Below are 24023 nucleotides of genomic sequence, written 5' to 3'. Positions count from 1 at the left end.
TATCACTTTTTTTGGTGCCTTGTTTTACGACAGTTGGTTTAAATATTAATGCGGGCGCGCCTTGCCGTTGAGCGCCGTCCACTCCTCGACGAAGTTCCTTGGCGGCAATGCTTGATACGATGCATCAATCAGACCATGATATTCGCAATCGCTTGCTGATTGCCCGTCTGCCGGCCATGCCGCAGATACTCATCAAGTTGATAGAGCACTTGCAGGCCGACGACGCCGGCATGCCGGAGTTGGCCGCCCTGATCGCCAAGGATGCCGGCATGACCAGCAAAATCCTGTCGGTCGCCAACAGCTCCGCCTACCACCGCAACAACCGCGCCGTGGGGCTGGAGCAGTCGCTGGTGTCGCTCGGCACCGACATGATCAAGACGCTGGTGATCAGCGAATCCGTGTTCCAGACCTTTAACAGCTTCCCGCATTCCGGCAGCACCGATCTGCGCAGCTTCTGGAAAGGTTCGCTCACCACCGCCGTCATCGCGCGCGACATCGCCAAGCAGCTCGACTACCCGCACGTGGAGGAGGCCTATCTGGCCGGCCTGCTGCACAACGTGGGCCGCCTGGCGCTGCTGGCCACCGCGCCCAAGGAATACGCCTTCAACTTCACCGCGCGCGACGACGAGGACCTGTGCGCCGTGGAGCAGCGCACGCTGCAGATCACGCACTCCGAAGCGGGCGCCTGGCTGATCGAGCGCTGGAACCTGGACTCCTTCCTGGCCGATTCCGTGCTGTACCACCACGAGCCGGTGGCGCGCCTGGAAGCGGCCCATCCCCTGATACGCATCGTGCGCCTGGCGCACCTGCTGTGCTGCCACGAAGACGAGGACGAGGCCATCGAAGCGGCCGCCGGCCTGTGCGCCATCGACAGCGACGCGCTGCACGTGATCTGCCACGCGGCCGCGCGCCAGGTGGAGAAATCGGCAGCCTATCTGGGCATCGAGCTGGCCGGGGCGGACGACATCGTCGCGCCCACCGCCTACGCGCCGCCGCCGCCGGTGGACCCGGTGCAGCAGCGCCTGTCCGAGGAAGTGCGCAATATGGTGCTGGTGTCCGAAATGGGCCAGACCTTCGCGCGCCAGACCGGCGAGACCGGCATGCTGGAAGCGATGACGCGCTCGGCGCGCATCCTGTTCGACTTCGACAACACCGTGATCCTGCTGGAGAACCCCACCGGGCACGCGCTAGTGGGCATGGCGGCCGGCGAGCAGCAGCAGCGCCTGGCCGAATTCTCCATCCCGCTGGCCAAGGGCGGCACCGTGGCGGACGCCGCGCGTGAACGCCGCGTGGCCTACCTGAGCAAGGCGGGGCAGGGCGCGGCGCCGGTCGGCATCTCCGAGGAGCAGCTGTTCCGCATCCTCGGCACCGAGAGTTTTGTGTGCGTGCCGCTGGTGGCCGGGCAGCGCTGCCTGGGCGTGCTGGTGGGCGGCGCGGCCGCCTGGCAGCTGCCTTCCTACCACAAGCGCGAGCGCTTCCTGCAGGCCTTCGGCAACCAGGCCGCCGCCGCGCTGGAGACCCAGCTCTCCGAACGCGGGCATGCGCGCCGCCAGATTGCCCACGTGGCCGAGGAATACCGCGAGGCCTCGCGCCGCGTGGTGCACGAGGTGAACAACCCGCTGTCCATCATCAAGAACTACCTGTCGGTGCTGGACACCAAGCTGGCGCGGCGCGAGCCGGTGGTGGGCGAGATGTCCATCCTGAACGAGGAGATCGACCGCGTCGGCTCCCTGATCAACGGCCTGGCCGACCTGCAGCCCACCGAGGGCAACCGCGTGACCGACGTGGCGCGCGTGGTGGACGACGTGCTGCGCCTGTTCCGCGCCACCGACTTCGTGCCGGCCTCGGTGCAGATCCTGGTGCGCATGCAGGACGAGCCGGCCGAGATCGACGGCGACGCCGACATCCTGAAACAGATCCTGGTCAACCTGGTCAAGAACGCGGTCGAGGCCTTGCCCGACGGCGGCCGCATCGAAGTGGCCAACCGTGGCCATGTGAACCGCGAGCGCAAGCTTTACCTGGAGCTGGTGATCGCCGACAATGGCCCCGGCCTGTCGACCGAAGTGCTGGCCAATTTGTTTACGCCGGTACGCAGCAGCAAGGAAGGCAAGCACCACGGGCTGGGCTTGTCCATCGTCCACAGCCTGGTCAAGAAGCTGAACGGCATGATCACCTGCCGCAGCGGCAAGACCGGCACCACTTTTGAAATCCTGCTGCCCGCACGGGGCAGCACCACCCTCACCGCCGGCGCGCAAGCGCGGGCGATGGACTCCGTATAATGAACGCGCAAACCCCGCATCCGGCAACCGACGCAACGAGTGTAAGCGCCCCAGTCTCCACGGCGAGCGAATTCTGTCCCCGGCTGCTGCTGGTGGACGATGAGCCGCGCCTCCTGTCCTCCCTGTACGAGCTGCTGCGCGACCGCGACTACCACCTGGTGACCGCCACCTGCGGCAGCGAGGCCCTGGCCCAGCTGACCAAGGTGAAGTTCGACCTGGTGCTGCTGGACCTGCGCCTGCCGGACATGAGCGGCCACGAGATCATGGACTTCATGAACGGGCGCGGCATCGACAGCGACGTGATCGTGATGAGCGGCGACGTCGGCATCGAGGCGGCCATCGGCGCGCTCAAGCGCGGCGCCTACGACTACCTGCGCAAGCCTTACAGCCGCGAGGAGCTGCTCAAGACGGTGGAAAACGCGCTGGCGCAGCGCCGCCTGGCGGTGGACAACGAACGCATTGCGCAGCGCCTGGAAACCTCGGAGCGCATGTACCGCAGCCTGGTGGATAGCTCGCCGGACATCATCTACACCCTGAACCAGGAAGGCCAGTTCACCTTCGTCAACGACCGCGCCTACCAGCTGCTGGGCTTCACGCGCGAAGAGCTGCTGGGCAAGCACTATTCGGTGCTGATACACGACGAGGACCTGGAGCGCGCGCGCTATGTGTTCAATGAACGCCGCGTGGACGAGCGCACCTCGCGCCACGTGGAGCTGCGCCTGAAGTGCAAGGGTAACGGCATCGAGCGCACCTTCAGCAACACCCTGCTGACGATGCCGATGAACGCCATCGGCGTGCACCTGCCGGAGCAGTCCGCGCAGGCGCACTACGGCATCTACGGCGTGGCGCGCGACATCACCGACCGCAAGCGCGCCGAGGAAGTGATTTCCTACCAGGCCTACCACGACATCCTGACCGACCTGCCGAACCGCATGCTGTTCAAGGACCGCCTGGGCCTGGCCGTGATCCAGGCCAAGCGCAAGCTCACCGAGCTGGCCGTGATGTTCGTGGACCTGGACCGCTTCAAGCTGGTCAACGACACGCTGGGCCACGTCAAGGGCGACGAGCTGCTGCAGCAGGCCGCGCTGCGCCTGAAGGAATGCCTGCGCAAGGGCGACACGCTGGCGCGCCAGGGCGGCGACGAATTCACCATCGTGCTGCCGGAGCTGCGCGACCGCACCGACGCCAAGGTGATCGCCGAAAAATTCCTGGAAAGCCTGCAGAAGCCGTTCGACCTGGACGGCCACCAGGTGCACATCTCGGCCTCGATCGGCATCGCCGTGTATCCGAGCGACGGCGAGAGCATAGACGAGCTGCTGCGCCACGCGGACATCGCCATGTATCAGGTGAAGGCGCTGGGCAAGAACGGCCACAGCTTCTATCACAACTCCATGCTGGACATGTCGCACCAGAAGATCGCGCTGGAGCAGGCGCTGCGCCGCGCGCTGGAGCAGAACGAACTGGAAATGTACTACCAGCCGCAGATCGACGTGGCCACCGGCCGCATCATCGGCGCCGAAGGCCTGATGCGCTGGAACCATCCGCAGCGCGGCCTGCTGTCGGCCGGCGAGTTCCTGCCCTTCGCCGAAGAGAACGGCCTGATGCTGCCGATCTCGGACTGGATGCTGGGCGCGCTGTGCCGCGACCTGCTGCAGTGGAACGCGGCCGGCGGCGAGGCCATCCGCCTGTCGCTGAACCTGTCGCCGCAATACCTGGACCGGGGCGACTTCTTCGAGAAGATGCGCGGCGCGCTCACGCGCTACGGCATTTCGCCGGCGCAGATCGAGGTGGAGATCACCGAGAACATCTGCATCCGCAATCCGCTGTACGCCATCGAGCAGCTGAACAAGCTGTGCCAGCTGGGCGTGTCCGTGGCGATCGATGATTTCGGCACCGGCTACTCGTCGCTGTCCTATCTGCACCGCTTCCCCATCCACACCATCAAGATCGACCAGAGCTTCGTCAAGGAGATCCACGACGAGCAGGGCCACTATCCGGTGATCCTGGCCATTATCTCGATCGCGCGCGGCCTGGGCCTGCACCTGGTGGCGGAAGGCGTGGAGACCGAGATCCAGGCGCGCTACCTGCAGGCCAACGGCTGCAGCACCATGCAGGGCTATCTGTACCATCGCCCGATTTCGCTGACCAGCTTTATCGGCGTGCTGCAGCAGCAGGCGCCGGAGCATCTGCGCACCGAACTGGCGCCGCCCGTGCTGGCGGCCTTCCAGGCCTGACGCGGCGGAACCGGCCATGCAGAAATTCTCCGCATCCGAAGCGCACGCGCCGGCTGCCGGTCCGGGGCCGGAGAACTACACCGCCGAATTCCTGCGCATCAAAGACCTGGCCGAGCGCGGCGTGGCCAATGCCCAGCACAGCCTGGGCTTTATGTACTTCAACGGGCAGGGCGTGGCGCAGAGCTACGAGCTGGCCGTGGCCTGGTACCGCCAGGCCGCCACCGCCGGCCTGGAACACGCGCAGTACAACCTGGGCGTGATGTGCCAGAAAGGCCAGGGCCTGAAGCAGGACCTGGCGGAAGCGGCGCGCTGGTACCAGCTGTCGGCCGAGCAGGGCTATGCGGCGGCGCAGTACAACCTGGGCTGGATGTACGCCAAGGGCCAGGGCTTGCAGCAGGACACGCAGCAGGCCATGCACTGGTTCAGCAAGGCGGCCGAGCAGGGCGACGCCGGCGCGCAGAACAACCTGGGCATGATGTACGACACCGGCAAGGGCGTGCCGCAGGACTTCAAGCAGGCCATCGCCTGGTACCGCAAGGCGGCCGAGCAGGGCTATGCGCGCGCGCAGTTCAACCTCGGCCTGCGCTACGACAACGGGCAGGGCGTGGCCAAGGACGCGCACCAGGCCATGTCCTGGTACCGCAAGGCGGCCAACCAGGGCTATGCGCCGGCCCAGTTCAACCTGGCGCTGCGCTACGACAAGGGCGACGGCGTGCCGCAGGACTGCCAGCAGGCCATCCAGTGGTACCGCTGCGCCGCCGAGCAGGACCACGCCAGCTCCCAGTTCAATCTCGGCCTGATCTACGACGACGGCAGCGGCGGCGTGCCGCGCGACGAGCAGAAGGCGCTGCACTGGTACCGCAAGGCCGCCGCGCTGGGCCACGCGGCCGCGCAGAACAACCTGGGCCTGCGCTATGACCACGGCCAGGGCGTGGAGCAGGACCACGAACAGGCGCAGCACTGGTACCGCATGGCGGCCGAGCAGGGCTATCCGGCCGCGCAATACCACCTGGGTCTGCTGTACGACAACGGCCACGGCGTGGTGCAGGACGCGCAGGAAGCCGTGTTCTGGTACCGCAAGGCGGCCGACCAGGGCCATCTGCGCGCGCAGTTCGACCTCGGCCTGCGCTATGAAACCGGGCGCGGCGTGCCGCAGGACGGCCGCAAGGCCATCGCCTGGTACCGCAAGGCGGCCGAGCAGGACTACGCCGCCGCGCAATACAGCCTGGGCCAGCTGCTCGACAGCGACGACAGCCCGGCGCCGGACAGCGTGCAGGCCGGCCTGTGGTACCGCAAGGCGGCCGAGCAGGGCCACGCGCTGGCCCAGTTCGCGCTGGCGCTGCGCTACGACACCGGCCACGGCCAGCTGCGCGACTACGGCGAGGCGCTGGCCTGGTACCAGAAAGCCGCGGCCCAGGGTCATGCGCGCGCCCAGTTCAATGTGGGGCTGATGTATTTCAGCGGCCAGGGCGTGGCGGCGGACATGGCGCAAGCCTGGCTGTGGCTGACCATGGCCGAACGCGGCGGCGTAAGCGGCGCCGCTCGCTATCTGCAAAGCGCCGCCGGGCGCATGGACCCGCCCCAGCTGGCGCTGCTGCGCGAACGCGCCGAATCGCTGCCGGCGCTGCCCACACTGCCCGCCCTGCTGCCCGCCTGAACTAAAGTTGCATCGGCTCAATGCCGTTAACCCGATGGAGAACCGTCTACCCATCGATCATGCAAATCAACTCCAATCTGGCCTCACTGAACGCGCAGCATAGCCTGCAGCGCGCGGCGTCGGCCGTGGGCGGCAGCATGGAGCGGCTCTCCAGCGGGCAGCGGGTGAACTCGGCGAAGGACGACGCGGCGGGCCTGGCCATCACGCAGCGCATGACGGCCACCATCCGGGGCATGCAGCGCGCCGCGCAGAACGCCAATGACAGCATATCAATGTTGCAGGTGGCGCAAGGAGCGGCCGGGCAGGTCAGCGAGAATTTCCAGCGCATCCGCGAGCTGGCGGTGCAGGCGGCCAACGGCACCTACGGCATCGGCGACCGCCAAGCCTTGCAGGGCGAGGTCGATACGCTGATGAAGGCCAATTACCAGATCCTGGACCAGTCCACTTTCAACGGCCACAAGCTATTGGACGGCAATTTCCGCGAGCAGCTGCAGGTCGGCGCGCACGCCGGGCAGGCGTTGTCGCTGGCGCTGCCGGCGGTGCTGCCGGTGGGGCTGACCATGGTCCGCCCGGCCGAGGTGCCGGTGCTGCAGCTGAACGCGGTGGGCAATGTGACCGGCGGCCTGGGGGCGGGCGACCTGACGCTCAACGGCCAGCCGGTGGGCGCCACCGTGGACGGAGTGGGGACGGGGCGTTCGCGTATCAGCGCCTATGCGGTGGCCGCCGCCATCAACCTGGCCGCCGTGCCGGGGCTGAACGCCACCGCCGCCACCACGCTGACCGGCACGGTGGGCGGGGGCGGGGGGATTGCGGCGGGCGCCATGGAGATCAACGGCGTGCCCATAGGCGCCATCAACGGCGCCACGGCCAGCGCCTTCGCCGCCAGCGCGGCGGCGGCCATCAGCGGGGCGGGAGCGGGCGTGAGCGCCTCGGCCAGCGGCGGCACGCTGACGCTGACGGCGGCGGACGGCGCGGACATCAGCTTCACCGGCGCCTCGCTGGGGCTGGGCAATGCGAGCTTGCGGAAGGAGGTCACCATCACCGGCGTGGCCGCGCATGACGCGAAAGGCTTGCTGGTGGGCGGGAAGAGCCCGGGGGCGGCGGGGTTTGGGGCGGGCCTGGTCGCGCCGCAGGACACGGGGCAGACCGTGATCGTGAAGCGGGCGGTGAGTTCGGGCGATCCGCCGGTGGACGTGAGCACTGCGGCGGCGGCGACGGCGGCGCTGGATTACCTGGACGGCAAGCTGGACGACATCAACGCGCTGCGCGCCAAGCTGGGGGCCACCGAGAACCGGCTCACGGCCAGCCAGCAGGATTTGCAGGGCGGCGCCATCAACCAGGCCGCCGCGCGTTCGCGGATCCTGGACACGGACTACGCCAGCGAGACCATGCAGCTCACGCGCAACCAGATTTTGCAGCAGGCCGGCATGGCCATGATCGCCCAGGCGCACAGCAGCCCGTCGCAGGTGCTGGCGCTGCTGCGTTGAGTGGCGGCTCATTGGCGGGTTACGGCTGGCGCCTAACCCGCCCTACGCGTTTGCAGCGCCTCCGCAACATTCGTAGGGCGGGTTAGCGCGGAGCGCGTAACCCGCCGTCTGCCGGCGTTTGCGCAAACTGGCGCTCCAGCCAGTCGTAGGCTGCGTCCTGCTCCGCTTGCGGGAAGACGTGGCCGCCGGGCAGCAGGCGCGCGTCGAACTTGTCCTGCGCGCCCCAGGCCCGCCACACCTTGGCCATCTTGCCGTAAGCCGTTTGCACCGACGCGGCCGGGAACAGCCTGTCCTCGGCGCCCGCGAAAAACAGCGCCGGCTTGGGCGCCGCCAGGCTGGCCACGTCCGGGTAGTCCATGTGCCGCAGCAGCCCGGGGTGCAGCATATTGAATGCCGAACTGCCGCGCAGCTGGTTATTCCCCGGCACCATCAGGCCTTCGGTGGTGGCCATCCAGTTGGCCGCCACCACCGCCTTCACATCGTCCGACAGCGCCGCCACCTGCCAGGCGCGGAAGGCGCCCATGGAGAAGCCGACGGCGGCTACCTTGCGCGCATCCACCTCCGGCAGCGAGGCCAGGAAGGCCGCCGCGCGCGTGTCCTCCAGCGCCATGATGCCGGCCAGCGAGCTGCCCAGGTTGAAGGCGTTGGCGGCCAGCGCCTGCTGCGTGTCGCCCGTCAGCTGGCCCCGGTCGCCCCAGCCCAGCGCGTCCACCGCCAGCACCACGTAGCCGCGCTTTGCCAGCGCGTCGCCCGGATAGCGGCCGGAGAAGTGCTTGTCGGCCCAAGCTTGCGAGGAGGCCAGGCGCGCCGCGTCCAGCGCGGTATCGCCCCAGGGCTGGATGGCTTTTTCCTTGCCGATGTCGAACTTGCCGCCGTGGTCGTGCAGCATCAGCGCGGCGGGATGGCGGCCGGCGGCTTTCGGCACCAGCAGCAGCGCGCGCACGCGGCTGTCCGCGCTCAGGTTGAACACCACCTGGCGCGCCACATAGCTGCCCCGGTCGATTTCGGCGATCACCTGCGGCTGGAAAGGCGTGGTGTCGGGCGCCTGCAAGGTCAGCTCCCACAGCTTGGCGCGGCCGGCGCTGCGCCAGGCCGGCAAGTCCTTGACCTGGGGCGTCCAGGCCATGGGGAAGGTCAGCCTGGCTTTGAGCGCCTGCTGGAACACCGGCATATTGTCGGCCACGCCGGCGCGCTGGTAATCCTGCGCGCCGGCGGGCAGCGTCAGCAAGCCTGCCAGCAGCGCAGGACCGATTTTGCGGAAGAGTTTAGGCATTTTGTAACATCCTGAAAAATTGCCACGCAACAAATACAAGAATAGTAACCTTGAGGATCTCACATTGAAAGGATGCCTGCCATGCTGAAACGCGTTTTCCCGGCGCTGAGCCTGTTTTTGCCTTTGGCCTCCGCTTGGGCTCAAGCCGAACCGTCGGCGCCGGAAGACGCTGCGCCGGTGCCGGAGAAAATCCTGGTGGTGGGTCAGAAGCCCGGACCGGGCCTGTGGAAGGTGAGCAAGGACGGCCACGTGCTGTGGGTGTTCGGCACCTACTCGCCGCTGCCGCAGAAAATGGAATGGCGTTCGCAGCAGGTGGAAACCATCCTGGCCCAGTCGCAGGAATACCTGGCGCCGCCGGGCGCCTCCGTCTCGGTGGGTTTCTTCCGCGGCCTGGCCTTGCTGCCCTCGCTGCCCCACCTGATCGGCGCGAAGAAAAATCCGGACGGCGCCACGCTGAAGGATGTGCTGCCCGCCGACGTGTACGCGCGCTGGCTGCCGCTGAAAGCCAAATACATCGGCGACAACGACGGCATTGAACGCGAGCGCCCCATCTTCGCCGCCGAGACCCTGTTCACCGCAGGCATGCAGCAGGCCGGCCTGTCCAAGGGCTACGAGGTGCACCGCAAGATCGACGGCATCGTCAAGCAGCACAAGATCAAGGTCACCGGCACCGGCATCGAACTGCCGCTGGACGAACCGTCCAAACTGATCAAGGATTTCAAGAAGTCGCAGCTGGCCGACGCCACCTGCTTCGCCAAGACGCTGGAGCGCCTGGAAAGCGACATCGACGCCATGCGCGTGCGCGCCAACGCCTGGGCCAAGGGCGACCTGGAAGCGATCCAGAAACTGAGCTACCCGGACCAGGAAACCGAATGCGGCGACGCCATGCGCAACGCCGAATTCACCAAGGACAGGCCCGGTTTCCAGAACGTGAAGGAGCGCATCCTGGCCTCCTGGGTGGGCGCCGCCGAAAAAGCGCTGGCCGCCAATACCAGCAGCTTCGCCACGCTGCGCCTGTCCGACATACTCAAGCCGGACGGCTACCTGGCCGCGCTGAAGGCCAAGGGCTACACCGTGGAAAACCCGGATTAATACGCCAGGATTGCCAACGCGGCGGCATCGCCTTAGCATAGCGCCTTTAGCGGCAACGGCGCCGCTTAAGAATAAAGACAAGGGGATGTGAATGAAACAATACGGCAAGCTGGCCTTCATGGTGATGGCGGCGTGGGCATGCGCGGGCGCGCCGGCGCAGGCTCAGGATAATGCTGCTCCGGCCAGCGTCTGGGCGGGCAAGAAGTCGTCCTGGCTGGCGCTGCAAGGCGGCCAGCGCGATGAAGTGTTCCGCTTTGCCGAGCAGTACAAGGAATACCTTGCCGTGGCGCGCAGCCCCTACACCGCCACCGCCGAAGCGATCCGCCTGGCCAAGGCCGCCGGCTTCACCGAGCTGACCCGCCCCGAGCAGGTGAAGCCGGGCGCGCGCCTGTTCCTGCCGGCGCGCGACCGCGCCGTGATCCTGGCCGTGATCGGCCAGCAGCCGCTGGTGGCCGGCTCGCACGTGGTGGGCACCCACCACGACAGCCCGCACATCGCGCTCAAGGCGCGCCCCGTGAACGGCGCCGCGCGCGACGGCCTGGCGCTGTTCAACACCGTGTACTACGGCGGCATCAAGAAGTACCAGTGGGCCAATGTGCCGCTGGCGCTGACCGGCCGCATCGACACCACCGACGGCCGCACCATTCCGGTCTCCATCGGCTTCAACCCGGCCGACCCGGTGTTCGTCATCGGCGACGCCGCGCCCCACGCCGACAAGGACCTGCGCAACCGCAGCTACACCGAAGTATTCAAGGGCGAGGAACTCGACCCCGTGGCCGGCAGCATCCCCGGCGAGAAATCCTCGGTAGTGGCCGAAGTGCTGCGCGCGCTGAAAGACAAATACCGCATCACGGAAGAAGACTTCGTCAGCGCCGACCTGCACCTGGTGCCGGCCACGCAGCCGCGCGACGTGGGCCTGGATCGCGGCCTGGTGGGCTCGCACGGCCAGGACGACCGCCTGAGCACCTACTGCGCGCTGCGCGCCCTGATGGACCTGGAAGGCACGCCGGCGCAGACCGCGATTGCCTACCTGTCCAACTTCGAGGAAGTGGGTTCGGTCAACAACACCGGTGCATCGTCGCAGCTGCTCAACACGGCGTATGCGCGCCTGGTCGGCGGCCAGAAGGGCGCGCAGTACAGCGAGCTTGACCTGCGCACCGCGCTGCGCCACGCGCAAGTGGTGAGCGCCGACACCAACGACGGCATTTCGCCGCTGTTCCCCGAAGCGACCGAGGCCACCAACGCGGCCAAGATCGGTTTCGGCGTGACCATCAAGCGCTACGGCGGCGGCTTCGACGCCAACTCGGAATACACCGCCAGGATCCGCGCCATCCTGGACCAGGCGTCGATTCCATGGCAGACCCACACGCCCAAGGTGGACGTGGGCACCGGCGGCACCATAGGCCGCTTCATGTCGCAGCAGGAAATGGAAGTGATCGACATGGGCGTGCCGCTGATTAGCATGCACTCCACGTTCGAGATGTCCAGCAAGGTGGACGTGTGGAACTTCTACCGCTTCATGAAGGCCTTCTACGCGGCGCGCTAAGCATGCGTTTGCGCCATATTGAGATCTTCCAGGCCGTGATGCAGCACGGCTCGATCAGCGCGGCGGCCAAGGCCTTGTCGATTTCGCAGCCGGCCGCCACCAAGCTGCTGCAAAGCGTGGAGCGCAGCCTGGGCGTGGCGCTGTTCCAGCGCGTGGGCGGGCGCCTGGTGGCAACCGACGACGCGCAGCGCCTGTTCGTGGAAACCGATATGCTGAACCACGGCCTGCAGAAGATACAGCGTCTGGCCGCCAATCTGCGCACGCCGGAACTGGCCGCGCTGGACATCGCCGCCACCGCCACCATGGCGCTCAACTTCGCGCCGGTGCTGTGCGGCCATCTGCGCCGGCAATTCCCGGCGCTGCGCCTGCGCCTCAGTTCCACGCAGACCCAGGGCGTGGTGGAGTCGCTGCTGCTGCGCACGGCCCAGGTGGGCCTGACGCTGAACGACCCCGGCCATCCTTCCATCTCGGCACGCCTGCTGGCCAGCAGCGCGCTGATGGTGATCGCTCCCGCAGGCACCTGGAGCGCGGCCGAATGCGCCAAGCCGCTGCCTATCGCCGCGCTGCCGGACCAGCTGATTGGTTTCGATGAAAGTTCCCCGGTGGGCTCGCAGGTGGCGCGCTGCCTGGCGCTGTGCGGCCACGAGCAGCAATTTCTCACCGTGGTGCATTCGGCCCACATGGCGTCGGCCATGGTGGAGGCGGGCCACGGCTACGCCGTCGTGGACCCGGTGACGGCGGCCGCGCCCAACGCGCGCATCCAGGCGCGGATGCTGGAACCCGCGCTGCCTATCGGGATGTATCTGCTGACGCTGAGCAGCGAGCCGTCGCCGTTCGCCGGCGGCGCCGTCGTCAAGCTGTTCGAGGAGGCTGCCCGCGCGCTGCTCGGGCAGCAGGTCCGCCCCTAGTGCCTGCAGCGGGGCGGTCCAGGCTCCGGTTGGCCTTATGCGCGGCGGGCCTGCACGGCCACGCCGCGTCCCTGCGCCGATGGGGCTTTGCGCGGCGCGCTGTGCACCAGGCTGACCTGCGCCTTGTCCTTCGCGCCCGCCTGCGGCGGCAGCTTGAACACCTCCAGCGCCTTGGCCACGGCCTGCGCCTGCAGGTCCAGCACGCCGGTGGCGTGCGAAGCTTCCTCCACCATCTGCGCGTTCTGGCGCGTGACCTCGTCCAGCTGCATGATGGCGTCTTTCACCTGGCTCACGCCGTTGGTCTGCTCGCGCGTGGAGCCGCTGATTTCTCCCATGATGGCCGCCACCTGGCCGATGGCCGCGATCACCGCGTCCATATCCTGCCCGGCGGTGCTGGCCATGCCTGCGCCGGCGGCGATCTTGCCGGCCGAAGCGTCGATCAGGGCCTTGATGTCCTTGGCCGCCGCCGCGCTGCGCTGCGCCAGGTTGCGCACCTCGCTGGCCACCACGGCGAAACCGCGTCCGCTCTCGCCGGCGCGCGCCGCTTCCACCGCCGCGTTGAGCGACAGGATGTTGGTCTGGAAGGCGATGCCGTCGATCAGGCTGATGATGTCCACGATCTGGCGCGACGAGGCGCTGATGTCGTTCATCGCCGTCACCACCTGCGCCACGGCCACGCCGGTGCGCTCGGCCAGCGCGGTTGCTTCGCTGGCCACGCCGCTGGCGGTGGTGACGTTGTCGGCGGTCTGGCTTACGGTGCCGGTGATCTGGCCCATGTGGGCGGAAGTCTGCTCCAGGTTGGACGCCTGCGCCTCGGTGCGCGCCGACAGGTCGGCATTTGCGCTGCGCACCTGGGTGGTGGTGCTGCGGGTGAGCGCGAAGTTGCCGCGTATGTCGACCAGGATGGACGCCAGGTTCAGGTTCAGCTGGCGGATAAAAGCTTGCAGCTGGCCGATTTCATCGTGGCGGTCCACCGCCATGCGGGTGGTCAGGTCGCCGCCGGCCAGGATGCGGGTGGCGTGGATGCTGGCCTGGATGGGCGCCACCACGGCGCCGTGCAGATTGCGCCAGCCGTATCCGGCCACGCCTATCATCAGGATCGCCAGCAGGAGCTGCACGCTATCGCGGTAGGGGAACCAGCTGTGGGCCGCCATGGCCAGCGCCAGCACCAGCATGACGCCGAAGTACAGTGCCAGGCGCTGCGACAGCGTGATGTCGCGCAGCGCGTTGCGGACCTTGCGCCAGCCGCGCGGGGCGGCGGCGCCGCGCACGATGCGCACGCCGTCCGGATTGCCGCCCCGCACGGTGCGGTACAGCTGTTCGGCTTCCTGGATCTGCTCGCGCTTGGGCTTGGTGCACACCGACATGAAGCCGGTGGTCTTGTTCTTCTCGATGACGGGCGTGGCGTTGGCGATGCACCAGAAGTAGCCGCCGTCCTTGCGGGCGTACTTGACCAGGCCGCGCCAAGGCTGGCCGGACAGCACCGTGCGCCACATGTCGGCGTCCACCTCGGGCGGCATGTCGGCATGGTAGAGCGAATTCTGCGCGCGCCCGGCCAGTTCCTCGCCCGCGTAGCCGCTGGCGTCGATGAAGGTGGAATTGGCGTAAGTCAGGCCACCCTTCAGGTCGGTGGTGGTGACGATGGGCTTGCCGTCTTCGAGGACGGTTTCGCGGGCGTCCGCTTGGGATGTGCTGCGCATGGCATTCCTGTGCATCAAGTTAAAAGGTGGCAGGAATACTACCTGATTTAGCTATAAACTTATTTCCAAAATGCATGATCCGGGGCGGATGGCACCGAATTTGTCGCGCATAAAATACGGTCTCCGCCCCGGGGACGGCTCAGGGCTTGCGGATCTGCACCCCGGCCAGCTGCGCCACGCCGGCCAGCGTGGTTTGCGCCGCGTTCAGGCCGAGCAGGAAATCCTTGTCCGAATAGTTGGCGTACAGGTCGGTGGGCTGGTGCCAGTGCGGATTCCAACCCGCGCCGATCTGCTGGCCGCGCTCGTTCTCGCGCAGCGAAATCGACGGCGCCACATCCATGAAGGGCGTTGAGTCGGTATTGGTCATGTGGAAGCCGACGGCGGCCGGGTAGTGGCTGGCGTACTTGTCGTTGGCGGCACGGAAGGCCCAGGCCAGCTTGGCCGATGCCTCCGCCTGCCTGGACTGTGCCTGGTACTCGATATTCACGTCGGCCTCGGCGCGCTGCTCCTTGGGCGGCGCGTACACCGGCTGGCCCTTGGCGTCCAGCACCGGCTTGCCCGCCGCGTCCAGCTTGGGCACCGGCATGCCGTGGTCGAACAGCATCATGTCGTGCTGGATCATGCCCAGCCACTTGGGCTCGGGATAGCGGCCCGAACCCTTGGGCGACTCCACTCCCTGCATATGCTGGCGCTGGGCGACGTAGGCCGCTGCGCCGTTCAGGCCGGTCTCCTCGTTATTCCACAGCACGAAGCGGATCGAGCGGCCGGTCTCCACGCCGGGCGCACTGAAGATGCGCGCCAGTTCCATCACCAGCGCGGTGCCGGAGCCGTCGTCATTGGCCGCCTCGCCGAAGCCGATGCCGTCCATGTGGGCGCTGACGATATACATCTCTTCCGGATGGGTGCTGCCGACCTTGGTGCAATAGACGTTCTCGCGCAGCGAGGTGCCGGGCGGGGTGGGCTCGGCGTTGAGCGCGCGCAGGCGCTCGTCCGGCTGCAGCAGGGGATCGTTGTTCACGCCGGTGGGCGCGCGTTTGCCGAACAGCGTGCTGCCGCCCTGGCCGGGCGGCCCGCCCGCGCCGCCGCCCGACTGCACGGCAGGCTTGCCGCGCACCGCCGGCTCGGTGAACTGGTACTGCAGGCGTTCGGTGTTGCCGCAGCCGTAGGACTTCAGCTGCGCCTCGATCCAGTCCAGCGCCTGGCGGTTGCGCTCCGTGCCCTGGCGCCGGTCGCCGAAGCGGGTCAGGCTCTTGATGGTGGCCTTGTACTTCTCCAGCTCCAGCTGCCCGACCAGCTGGGCGATTGGGTCGGCCGGCGCCGCTGCCGGCTGCTGCTGGGCGCCGGCGAGCGGCGCCGCGAACGCCAGGGAAACTGCCAGCAGCATGCTGCCGGCGCTAGAGAAGGTCGTTGGAGTCATCAAAGGTCCTTGGATGCGGTTCGATGACGCAGATGATGGCAGATTTTCTCGGCACAGCGGCGGGACAATTGTAGCGGTGCTGTTACATGGCGCCGCTGCGCGCTGGCATGCGGGAATTGCGAAATCGATAATGATGCACAAGAAGCCGCGTAGAATGCAGCGATTGTCAATTTGGGATTCCACGATGAAAAAAAGCAGCGTAGCCGTATTTCTGTTTGCGGTCTTACTTCCATTCCATGCATGCCAGGCGCAAGGCGCGGCTACATTGCTTACCCCGGAAATTGGCGGAATCAAGCAAGTTGTGGAAATCAAGACGGACGATACGAGCAAGCCGGTGCTGCTGTTTCTGTCCGGCGGCCCTGGAAGTTCCATGATGAACACCTCCAGCGCTTTCACCAACATCCTGAAAGACAGATTCACCCTTGTCCAATGGGATCAGCGGGACGCCGGTAAGACCTTGAAACTGAACCCATCCCCCACCCAGCCCACGTTGGCGCAGATGGAGAGCGACACCTACGAGGTGATCGAGTTTGTCCGAAAAGAGCTGAAGCAGGAAAAGATCTACCTGCTGGGCAGCTCCTGGGGCAACGTTCTAGGATTTGACATCGTCCGTAAACACCCTGGTCTCCTGCATGCGTATTTTGCGGTGAACCCCGTGGTCAGCCAGCTGGCAAGCGAGCAGGAATTGCTGCAAGTGCTGAAGGTGACTTTTGCGGACAACGCCGATGCGAGCAAAGAGCTGGCCAGCGTCAACATCCCGTTTAAAGCTGATGAAGACTTGTTTTACTTGAGGAAATGGCTGTTCTACAAGGAAGGCAAAAAGTACGTGACCAGCAACGAGTTCAGAAACGGCTTCCTGCAGTGGTCCAAAGTCTGGTCGCCGGTGTGGAACCAGGTCATGGCCGTCGACTTGCCCCGGACCTTGAAGCAGGTCGATTGCCCGGTCTATTTTTTCGTAGGCAAGAACGACATCCAGACGTCCACCAGAATCACGAAAGAGTACTTCGAGATTTTGCAGGCGCCCAAGAAGGGGCTGTTCGCATTTGAAAATTCAGGCCATCAGATCCATCACGACGAGCCGGAAAAATTTCAGCAGGCGATAGTGCAAACCCTGGATAAAGCAGTAAGGTAACCGCAGCGACTGCATCTCATCACACCGGACCGCTTGCGGATTTGCCAACTGCGCCAAGCCGCGTAGAATGCACGGCATGCGGGTGTAGCTCAATGGTAGAGCAGAAGCTTCCCAAGCCCCGCTGCCTTGTTGAAACCCACTGTTCATGCGGGTTTCAAGCGCATTATTATGCGATCTCACCAAAACTCCACTTTAATCAACAAGTTAGATGCCATCACATTTTCGACCCCACATCTAGTCGAAAAAGCTGCTACTGCGGTGTGATGACTGGTCGGAATATCTGGCTGTTTTTGTTTTCATCGATCAGATCGAACGGCACCCTTTATCGAACCCGCACTTGTAGCAAAATATGTTGAGTAGTTCGAGGTCTCTTGCATCTAAAATTCCCGACAGCACCGGTCTCGCCCAAGCCAAAGAACTCAGTTCAAATGTATCAGTGGAGTTCTGTACAAATTTTCTAGAAATAAAGTCGCTCCCTTATAGGGGAAACGTGAATTTTACTGGCTAGAAGATTATTTACTGGTTGGAAGGTTGGTGTGACGAAAATACTAAAAGAATTTTAAAAGAGGTGATTTCAAATTCCAAGCGCAATACTAGGTTAATGAACAGTGTCATCAGAATTTTTTAGCAACGTGATGTGCTCACCACAAACGGCGAAGTCGAGATTCAAATCCAAGCCGTGTTCTTGGCCTCGTGTTGAACGATAAGGCGATGGTCCGCATGCTCATGCGAATTTTTCATGCCGTCCAGTGCGTCTAATTTTATACGTAGTTATTTCTGTAACGATTAAAAATTTCCCTACTTCATTTAACTACTTGCTCTACAACCGATTTTAATTTCTTACTCAAATCGTCGACTGGTAGTGCAGCAATTAAAGAGGAAAAAGCTAGAATTAACGCTCCCCAAGTAAGTCGCTCCATGCGCTTTTGAGTTTTCACGCTTTCCTGAGTGTTCAAAATCGAGGAAATCTGCTCAAATTGTTCACGTGAAGCTGCTTCTTCTTTAATAAATCTGCTTGCCAATACTTTAGTTCTAGAGCGAAGCACTTCGGGGAGAGAGTATTTATCATCACCATCCCGCCAGCTTTCCATTGTGAAATTCTCGCACCAGTGGCGATACCAACCTGTTTTCTTCGCTCCATTTTTCAGCTCGCTTGCAATAGTTGGGAGGCCAATGGATTCTGTAAAATAGTACTTAATATTTTCAAGCGTCCTTACGATTCCCTCATCATTGCCAGCCTCTCTCAACCTCTCTCGTGTCAACTTAACAGTACGCTCCCCTTCACGGAGGAATGCAATACTCGCGTAGTAAACTAAAGCACCTGAAAGATAGTCCTCACAATATGTAGCCAGAGATCTACGATTCCGCCCTCCACGATATTCAAGTTTTTCATCAGGAACATCAATTCCTCGAAGTGCCATAATGAGGTGATAGCGAGCATCACCGGATAACTCATCCATTACAAGCTGAAGTCCCTGACATTCCTCACTTGTCCATACATTCATTGGGCTAATTCTCGCAATCAGCCGCCTCCATTTCTTCTCTCTTTGATGTGAATCCGCTCTGTTGGCAGGAAAACACGTTTCAACTTCAGTTAATAAAATTTCAGCGGTTGGCAATCGATTTCCATCTTTTGCGTTGGAGAAAAAACCAGGCAGTTGCTGTTCAAACCAAGTGGTAACCATGCTCCGTTGAAGCATTCTGGTATTTTCAATTGCCTCAATTTTTAGGTGCTCAACGCCATACGAGGCGATGGCGCCTCGCGCCCACTCTGTTCTATGAATTGTCTTTCTATCTAAGTCCAATTCACGCTTATATCTGGCTCCAGCATGTTCAGTAAGAAAAAAACCAACAAGGACGCATGTTAGGGATGGTGACAACTGATAAACACCAACCGACAAGTTTTCCACATCTTCTGGCATCGGAGCAAAATAACGTACGCCAAGAAATCGATTCTCACCTTTCCTTGAAACAATGCCAACATTGTAATTTCCAACCGATCCATACATCCGCTGTTCCCTAATCCAGTGAACAACTCCATCACGATCGCTGCCAATTCTGGGAACGTCCCAGCCAAGGCGAGAAAAATTTGCATAAAGTGATTCTATTTCCGAAGGGCCAAATAATTCAGCTCCCCATACCGCCATCACATCCAGCTTTTCCTCGTCAGGAAGCCTAATCTTTTGATTATCTTCCATATCTGATTGAATGCGATATTCGCGGTCTCCCCTGCTAATAAGAAATTCAGAATTAGGAAAATGGCAACGAAGTCTCCATCTAATTTTCCGAATTGCCTTTTCTTTTCTCTTCAAAAATAAATCATAAACAGATATGGGATTATCCGAAGAACTAGTTACATCATCACTCAATTTAAAACCTCGAATAAAAAATTAGCATCATCAAAAAATACTAGGCGGGTTTGTTCGCTCAGAAGAGTGCAAGGCTCTCATGATTTTGTCGGTGAATTTATCAACAGATTTTTGATGTTGATCTGATGTTAGGCTTTGTGTGCATGGTACGGCAGTTCAATGCCATTAAGGCAAGAAGAACTCTTGTTTTGTTTTAATCTGGCAAGCTAGCTAAAAGTCTTTTTTCACTCGTAGTAAAGCTCCCATTAACTTCTCCGTCTGCAATTTTCCATAATCCATTAATGCTTATTTTCCCATTAATTGATATATTTGTAGCATCAGTTTCGGGGTGCTTATTGCAATCATCGCCTTTGTTCACTGATGCAGATGCGGAGATGGCCATGAAAAAAGTGAAAACTGTAAGAAAGATTTTGCGTGAAATCATCTTAAAAATGAGCTATGTGGACGAAGCCTTAGCATAGTCTAATGCGTTCCAAAGGTCGAGCGTATTTCATCGCGGCACTGTGAGCGCCAAACCAAATGTATTGCGAGATGCAGTGCAATATGGCGCGTTGCGGCAGGGGGGAGCTATTGCTTGGACTCTGGCCAGTTTAACTTCAACAGTCCAAACATTTCATCCGATACCTGCTTTCGATAGGTGTCGGTGCGTTCATACTCCAACTCCGCAGTGGCGGATCGTCTTTTAGCTTCGGCAAGCTGCTGTGGCGTTGCCATTCGCTCCAGCACTCGACTGAGACGGCTTTCGAACACGCGCTTGGCAGCCAGCTGATCTATATTGGCATCGTTGACGTCGAGACGAGCACTTGCTACCGATATCTTTGCATCGCGTTGTCGTTGGGCTAAACGATCTCCCAGTAAAACGAGTTGCTCACGGAAGAATGTGCGATCTTCTTGCCGAAGTTCACTCAGTGACCTTATCGTTGACTCCGCGCTAACAATACACTGCTTGATATTCAAGGTTAGCGTTGTGTCAGGCGGTATAGGCTCATCTGCGTTCTCAGGTATCTTGCGTAGCATCCCTACGCAGCCTGGCACAGTAAACTGAACGTAGTCACGGACAGCAAATTGCCGCAGTTTGATGTACTTGGTTTCCAACGCCGCAGTAGCTGTCTTCAGTTCGATTTCTTTTTTTGCGATTGCTTCATCAAGAACGGCCTTCTGATAGAGCGGAATGACTGTCGTATAGATAGTGGCGATCGTGAAGAGCGCGAGTCCTACTTGAGCAAGGGCACTAAGACGTTGTAGCCACGTGTCCAGTGTACGAAATCGGGTTACTGATGGGAGGGAAACGCGCGAATGAGGACGCAGGCTACGTCGGCGGCTGTATGGGGGCATGTGGTAGAAGATTTGAACTTGGCTGTACGGTTGAGGACAGCCTAGCATAAGTGCTTACTCGATTGGCTGTGCGGCCATCACACCTGGGTGAAAGTGGCCATCACATTTCCCATCACACTGTCCAGCTTGCGGATTTGCCAACAGCGAGCAAAGCCGCGTAGAATGCGTGGCATGCGGGTGTAGCTCAATGGTAGAGCAGAAGCTTCCCAAGCTTACGACGAGGGTTCGATCCCCTTCACCCGCTCCATAAAAGAAAACGGATAATTTTTTGATCCGCCTATCTCCCCAAAATCCAGTTTCCTCCCTACAATCACTTTGTAGACCCTACGATCTTGCCTCGGCGCAGGTAGTAGCGCTGCGTCGTCTTGGTGCTGCCGTAGCCCAGCAGGTCGCTCGCCGCGCAGGTCGCTGATGTCGTCAGCCACTTTCGTCCTGAGGTCGTAGAACTGGAAGCTCTCGATTGCCGCCTTGAGCGTTGTGTTCGCCTTTGCGGCAGCAGCGCGGCCGCTGTCATCCGCTTGCCGTTCGTGTTGGTCAGTAGCGTGCCGGCGACGATCTTGTGCGTCGCCTTGTGCGCGCCGATGCGGTCGATCAGCGCCTCCAGCTTGTGGGCAATGATGTTGCGTGGTGGCTGCTGGGTCTTCGCCTGCGTCACGATCAGGTGGTCGTAGATGATGTCGTGTTCCGTCATGCGCAGCGGGTCGGCGGGGCGCTGGCCATTCAGATAGGCAAGGTCTATACCGTCTCACAGCGGTGCCGTGGCTTGGGCGTAGATGGCCTCGAACATGGCGTCAGTCACGTACACAGTCCGCTTGCTCAGTGAATGCCCCTGATGCCCTCGTACGTGTTCGGCAGGCCGGTGTATCCTCTGCCATGCGCCTATGGAGCTGTGGCATCTGACCATCTGTGCCTTGGGTATGCCGAATTGAGTTCATCTACAGCACGTTGAATGTGACGAACGAGGTATACGCGGAAGCGACCAAAATAAATTGCAACATCATCTTCAAAATCCGAGCCAAAATCCCAAGAAGAAATGCTTATTGCCCCAATCGCTTTCCCACCTATGACGATGAAGCGGAACTTTCCACCGTCAACTTTCGTCAAAGGGCTGAATATGTGGCACGCAGCATTTCTAAATTTCGATATTAATTCCGTTACATCCGCTACTTTTGCTTCTGCATCAATATTGTCAGAGAACGTTATCCGTTTGCCGTCAGTACTGGCTTTCTGAAGAGCATCGTTGAGGTTAATTGCTAGTAGGGTAATTGCAGCTTCAAAGTGAGGGGCCGCAACCGGAGGCAGAGTTTTAAGGATGCGGTCGCACTTGTCCAGCGCACTTTCCATGTCGGCGTGTGCCATCCAACTAGCCGTGATATCTGCGTCTTGGCGATTGTCTATGCGTTGCTGGGAATCTTTGTTCATTCGTACTCCTTTGTAGGACGCTTGCAATGAAGCAGGATCGGACAAGTGGTTGTTTTGTGTTAAAGCTAAACCGGGGAAAGCACAACGCTTTGATCGTCAATGTATTGTCACAGTAATTCTTGCGGTGTACAAGGCGGAACTCCAGGTAACAAGACGATAATTGAGCATGCCGTCTCATGCTGAAATATTAAATTAACATTATTGAGGGGATGCAATGTTGGTCCCAAACACCCCCTCTTAAATCGTATAAATTTGGTCGCTCCCAGCGCATGGGTTCGACGTAAAAACTCAACGATTGGGGAGTTGGAACTGCCTTGTGACGCGTATATTTTCTGCCTTAGTTGTACTGCTTCCCAAGCTTACAACGAGGGTTCGATCCTCTTCACCAGCTCCATGGGCTAAAAATGCGCTTTCCAGTAGCTTCTCCACCTTGCAACCACTTCTTACTCCATCCCTTCCCATTTCGCTCATTCAAAAAATCCTTCGCCGGTTGGCGCAGATTGCTTTGCAATCCTCAAGGTATTGCCGCAGCGTGGAGTTTGTCATGGTTCGTCCCGAACCCGCGTATCAGGTTGGTTGACAAATAGTTATAGTTTATGTAATTTGTCAACCATGAGCCAAGCAAAAATCAACGAACGAATTCGTCGGGCGCGTGTGTCGCGAGGGCTCAGCTTGGAAGCTGTTGCTGGGCGGATGGGCGACATCAGCAAACAGGCGCTGAGCAAGTTTGAAAGCGGGCAAAGTGCGCCGAACTCGGCAAGGCTTCTGAAACTGGCCAAGGCATTGGAGGTGAAGCCGGAATACTTCTTCCGGCAGGAGTCATTCGCTCTTGCTCCGCTGGAGTTCAGAAAATTGGCGAAAATGCCTAAATACCGTCAGGAGCAAGTCCGCGAGCAGATGCGCGATCATTTGGAACGGTACATTTCGCTGGAGGACTGTTTCGGCGGTTCGCTCAAGATTGGGGTCACGTCTGCTCAATCCATCCTCGTCACTTCGGTGGAGGAGGCAGAGCAGGCTGCGGAGCAGCTGAGGCAAGAGTGGCGAGTCGGAGGGGATGCAATAGCCAACCTTGTCGATTTGCTAGAGAACAATGGATTCAAAATTGTGCTCCTGGACGGCGCGGACGATTTTGATGGGGCGTGCGCTGCTACCGATGATGAGCAGCATGTGCTCATCTCCTTGAATGCGTCGCGTCCAGGCGAAAGAATGCGTTTTACTGCGGCGCATGAGTTGGGCCACTGGGTGATGGATCTACCGTCATCCATGCCTGAAAAAACCAAGGAGCGTTGCTGCCATCGCTTTGCGGGGGCCTTTTTGTTCCCCGCCGCTCAGGTTCGTGCTGAGTTCGGCGATGTTCAGCGCTCGAGAGTACATCCGCAGGAATTGCTGAATGCGAAAGCGCTGTACGGCGTTTCGATGCAAGTCGCGATCTATCGCATGAAAGACCTCGGCTTGTTGAGCGAGGCAGGATATAGAGCCTTGGTGATTACGATCAACGCAAACGGCTGGCGGAAGAACGAACCGGAAGCGCTGGAAGCCGAACGCCCAAGACGGTTTGAATCGCTGGTGTACCGAGGCCTGGCAGAAGAATTCTTCACGCTATCAAGAGCAGCTGAATTCCTTCAGCTACCTATCAGTGCGCTTGATGCCAAAGGCTACGGAGCGCAAGTGCTCGGATGAACGCCGTCTACATCAGCGATACGAATATCTGGATTGATTTTCGCCACGCTGGGCTGCTGGAAGCGTTGTTCACGCTTCCGTTTTCATTGTGCTGCACGGACTTCGTGCTGAATGAACTAAACGACTTTGACCATGGCGATCTGGTCGCTCGCGGCCTGCAGGTTGTTGAATTGGACGAGGTCTCCATTGTGGGGCTGACAGCATTAAAGGCTTTGCACAACAATAGCTCTTTAGCCGATGTCTCTTGCTACCACTTGGCAAAGCAGACCGGTTTTCCGTTGCTGACGGGCGATGGCCAACTGCGGAAGCAGGCGGAAAAAGATGGCTTGCAGGTGCACGGTGCGTTGTGGTTGCTTGATCAGTTGGTTGAGTTTGATCTGATATCACCCCATCAGGCGCATGTGAGCCTCACGGCCATGTTGGCAGCAAATGCAAGGCTGCCTAAAGCCGAGTGTGCAATGCGCTTGCAAGCATGGAGCGCTACGTAAGAGA

The 24023-nt window shown here is 61.2% G+C and carries 17 protein-coding genes and 1 tRNA gene; 11 read left to right on the top strand and 7 right to left on the bottom strand.

From position 1 onward, the window contains the following. Positions 1-176: 176 nt before the first annotated feature. From GTP77_RS04450 to GTP77_RS04435, 4 genes are read left to right on the top strand one after another with little or no spacing between them, the layout of a single operon-like run. Positions 177-2279, top strand: a complete 2103-nt coding sequence (locus tag GTP77_RS04450; protein ID WP_161071113.1) for an HDOD domain-containing protein — start codon at positions 177-179, stop codon at positions 2277-2279. After that, positions 2279-4513 (top strand): putative bifunctional diguanylate cyclase/phosphodiesterase, encoded by a 2235-nt coding sequence (locus GTP77_RS04445; protein WP_161070966.1) that lies wholly within the window; start codon positions 2279-2281, stop codon positions 4511-4513. Before GTP77_RS04450 ends, GTP77_RS04445 begins: the two co-directional genes overlap by 1 nt. Before the next feature lie 16 nt (positions 4514-4529). After that, a complete protein-coding gene (locus GTP77_RS04440; protein WP_161070965.1) occupies positions 4530-6170 on the top strand; it encodes a tetratricopeptide repeat protein in 1641 nt (546 codons plus the stop codon). A 59-nt stretch (positions 6171-6229) separates the two neighbouring features. Then, entirely contained in the window at positions 6230-7657 is a 1428-nt protein-coding gene (locus tag GTP77_RS04435; RefSeq protein ID WP_161070964.1) for a flagellin N-terminal helical domain-containing protein, read from the top strand. A gap of 82 nt (positions 7658-7739) precedes the next feature. Here GTP77_RS04435 and GTP77_RS04430 read toward each other — a convergent pair whose 3' ends face one another. After that, positions 7740-8930, bottom strand: a complete 1191-nt coding sequence (locus GTP77_RS04430) for a dienelactone hydrolase family protein (protein ID WP_161070963.1) — start codon at positions 8928-8930, stop codon at positions 7740-7742. An 81-nt stretch (positions 8931-9011) separates the two neighbouring features. Between GTP77_RS04430 and GTP77_RS04425 the strand changes: the two genes are divergently transcribed. The 3 genes from GTP77_RS04425 to GTP77_RS04415 all read left to right on the top strand — a co-directional run bounded on the left by GTP77_RS04425 (position 9012) and on the right by GTP77_RS04415 (position 12476). After that, complete coding sequence (locus GTP77_RS04425; protein ID WP_161070962.1) at positions 9012-10022, top strand: TraB/GumN family protein; 1011 nt, start codon at positions 9012-9014, stop codon at positions 10020-10022. A 91-nt stretch (positions 10023-10113) separates the two neighbouring features. Further along, entirely contained in the window at positions 10114-11568 is a 1455-nt protein-coding gene (locus tag GTP77_RS04420; protein WP_161070961.1) for a zinc-binding metallopeptidase family protein, read from the top strand. 2 nt (positions 11569-11570) lie between these two features. Continuing rightward, complete coding sequence (locus GTP77_RS04415; protein ID WP_161070960.1) at positions 11571-12476, top strand: LysR family transcriptional regulator; 906 nt, start codon at positions 11571-11573, stop codon at positions 12474-12476. Positions 12477-12511: 35 nt separating this feature from the next. Here the strand turns inward: GTP77_RS04415 and GTP77_RS04410 are convergent, their stop codons facing one another. Then, positions 12512-14176, bottom strand: coding sequence for a methyl-accepting chemotaxis protein (locus GTP77_RS04410; protein ID WP_161070959.1), 1665 nt, complete (start codon positions 14174-14176; stop codon positions 12512-12514). Positions 14177-14315: 139 nt separating this feature from the next. After that, on the bottom strand, positions 14316-15593 hold the full coding sequence (locus tag GTP77_RS04405) for a M28 family peptidase (RefSeq protein WP_187358602.1): 1278 nt from the start codon (positions 15591-15593) through the stop codon (positions 14316-14318). On the opposite strand from GTP77_RS04405, the gene GTP77_RS04400 reads away from it, so the two are divergent. Next, positions 15559-16725, top strand: a complete 1167-nt coding sequence (locus GTP77_RS04400; RefSeq protein ID WP_229202078.1) for an alpha/beta fold hydrolase — start codon at positions 15559-15561, stop codon at positions 16723-16725. The genes GTP77_RS04405 and GTP77_RS04400 overlap by 35 nt on opposite strands. An 803-nt stretch (positions 16726-17528) precedes the next feature. On the opposite strand, the gene GTP77_RS04395 is transcribed toward GTP77_RS04400, so the two are convergent. Next, the gene (locus tag GTP77_RS04395; RefSeq protein WP_161070958.1) at positions 17529-19094 is read right to left on the bottom strand and encodes a hypothetical protein; all 1566 of its coding nucleotides are present in this window, start codon (positions 19092-19094) and stop codon (positions 17529-17531) included. Positions 19095-19661: 567 nt separating this feature from the next. After that, positions 19662-20429, bottom strand: coding sequence for a hypothetical protein (locus GTP77_RS04390; RefSeq protein ID WP_161070957.1), 768 nt, complete (start codon positions 20427-20429; stop codon positions 19662-19664). 173 nt (positions 20430-20602) lie between these two features. Between GTP77_RS04390 and GTP77_RS04385 the strand changes: the two genes are divergently transcribed. Continuing rightward, positions 20603-20676 (top strand) — tRNA-Gly (locus GTP77_RS04385). 63 nt (positions 20677-20739) lie between these two features. Here the strand turns inward: GTP77_RS04385 and GTP77_RS04380 are convergent. Further along, positions 20740-21120, bottom strand: a complete 381-nt coding sequence (locus GTP77_RS04380) for a hypothetical protein (RefSeq protein ID WP_161070956.1) — start codon at positions 21118-21120, stop codon at positions 20740-20742. 188 nt (positions 21121-21308) lie between these two features. Then, positions 21309-21851 carry a hypothetical protein gene (locus GTP77_RS04375; RefSeq protein WP_161070955.1) on the bottom strand — a complete coding sequence of 181 codons (543 nt, stop codon included), beginning with the start codon at positions 21849-21851 and terminating at the stop codon, positions 21309-21311. Between the two features lie 612 nt (positions 21852-22463). On the opposite strand from GTP77_RS04375, the gene GTP77_RS04370 reads away from it, so the two are divergent. Further along, a complete protein-coding gene (locus tag GTP77_RS04370) occupies positions 22464-23531 on the top strand; it encodes a helix-turn-helix domain-containing protein (RefSeq protein WP_161070954.1) in 1068 nt (355 codons plus the stop codon). After that, a complete protein-coding gene (locus GTP77_RS04365; RefSeq protein WP_161070953.1) occupies positions 23528-24019 on the top strand; it encodes a PIN domain-containing protein in 492 nt (163 codons plus the stop codon). The genes GTP77_RS04370 and GTP77_RS04365 overlap by 4 nt, the downstream gene beginning before the upstream one ends. Positions 24020-24023: the final 4 nt, after the last annotated feature.

The sequence above is a fragment of the Pseudoduganella aquatica genome (assembly GCF_009857595.1).
GTDB classification, from domain to species: domain Bacteria; phylum Pseudomonadota; class Gammaproteobacteria; order Burkholderiales; family Burkholderiaceae_D; genus Rugamonas; species Rugamonas aquatica_A.
This window is presented reverse-complemented; position numbering and strand designations above follow the sequence as displayed.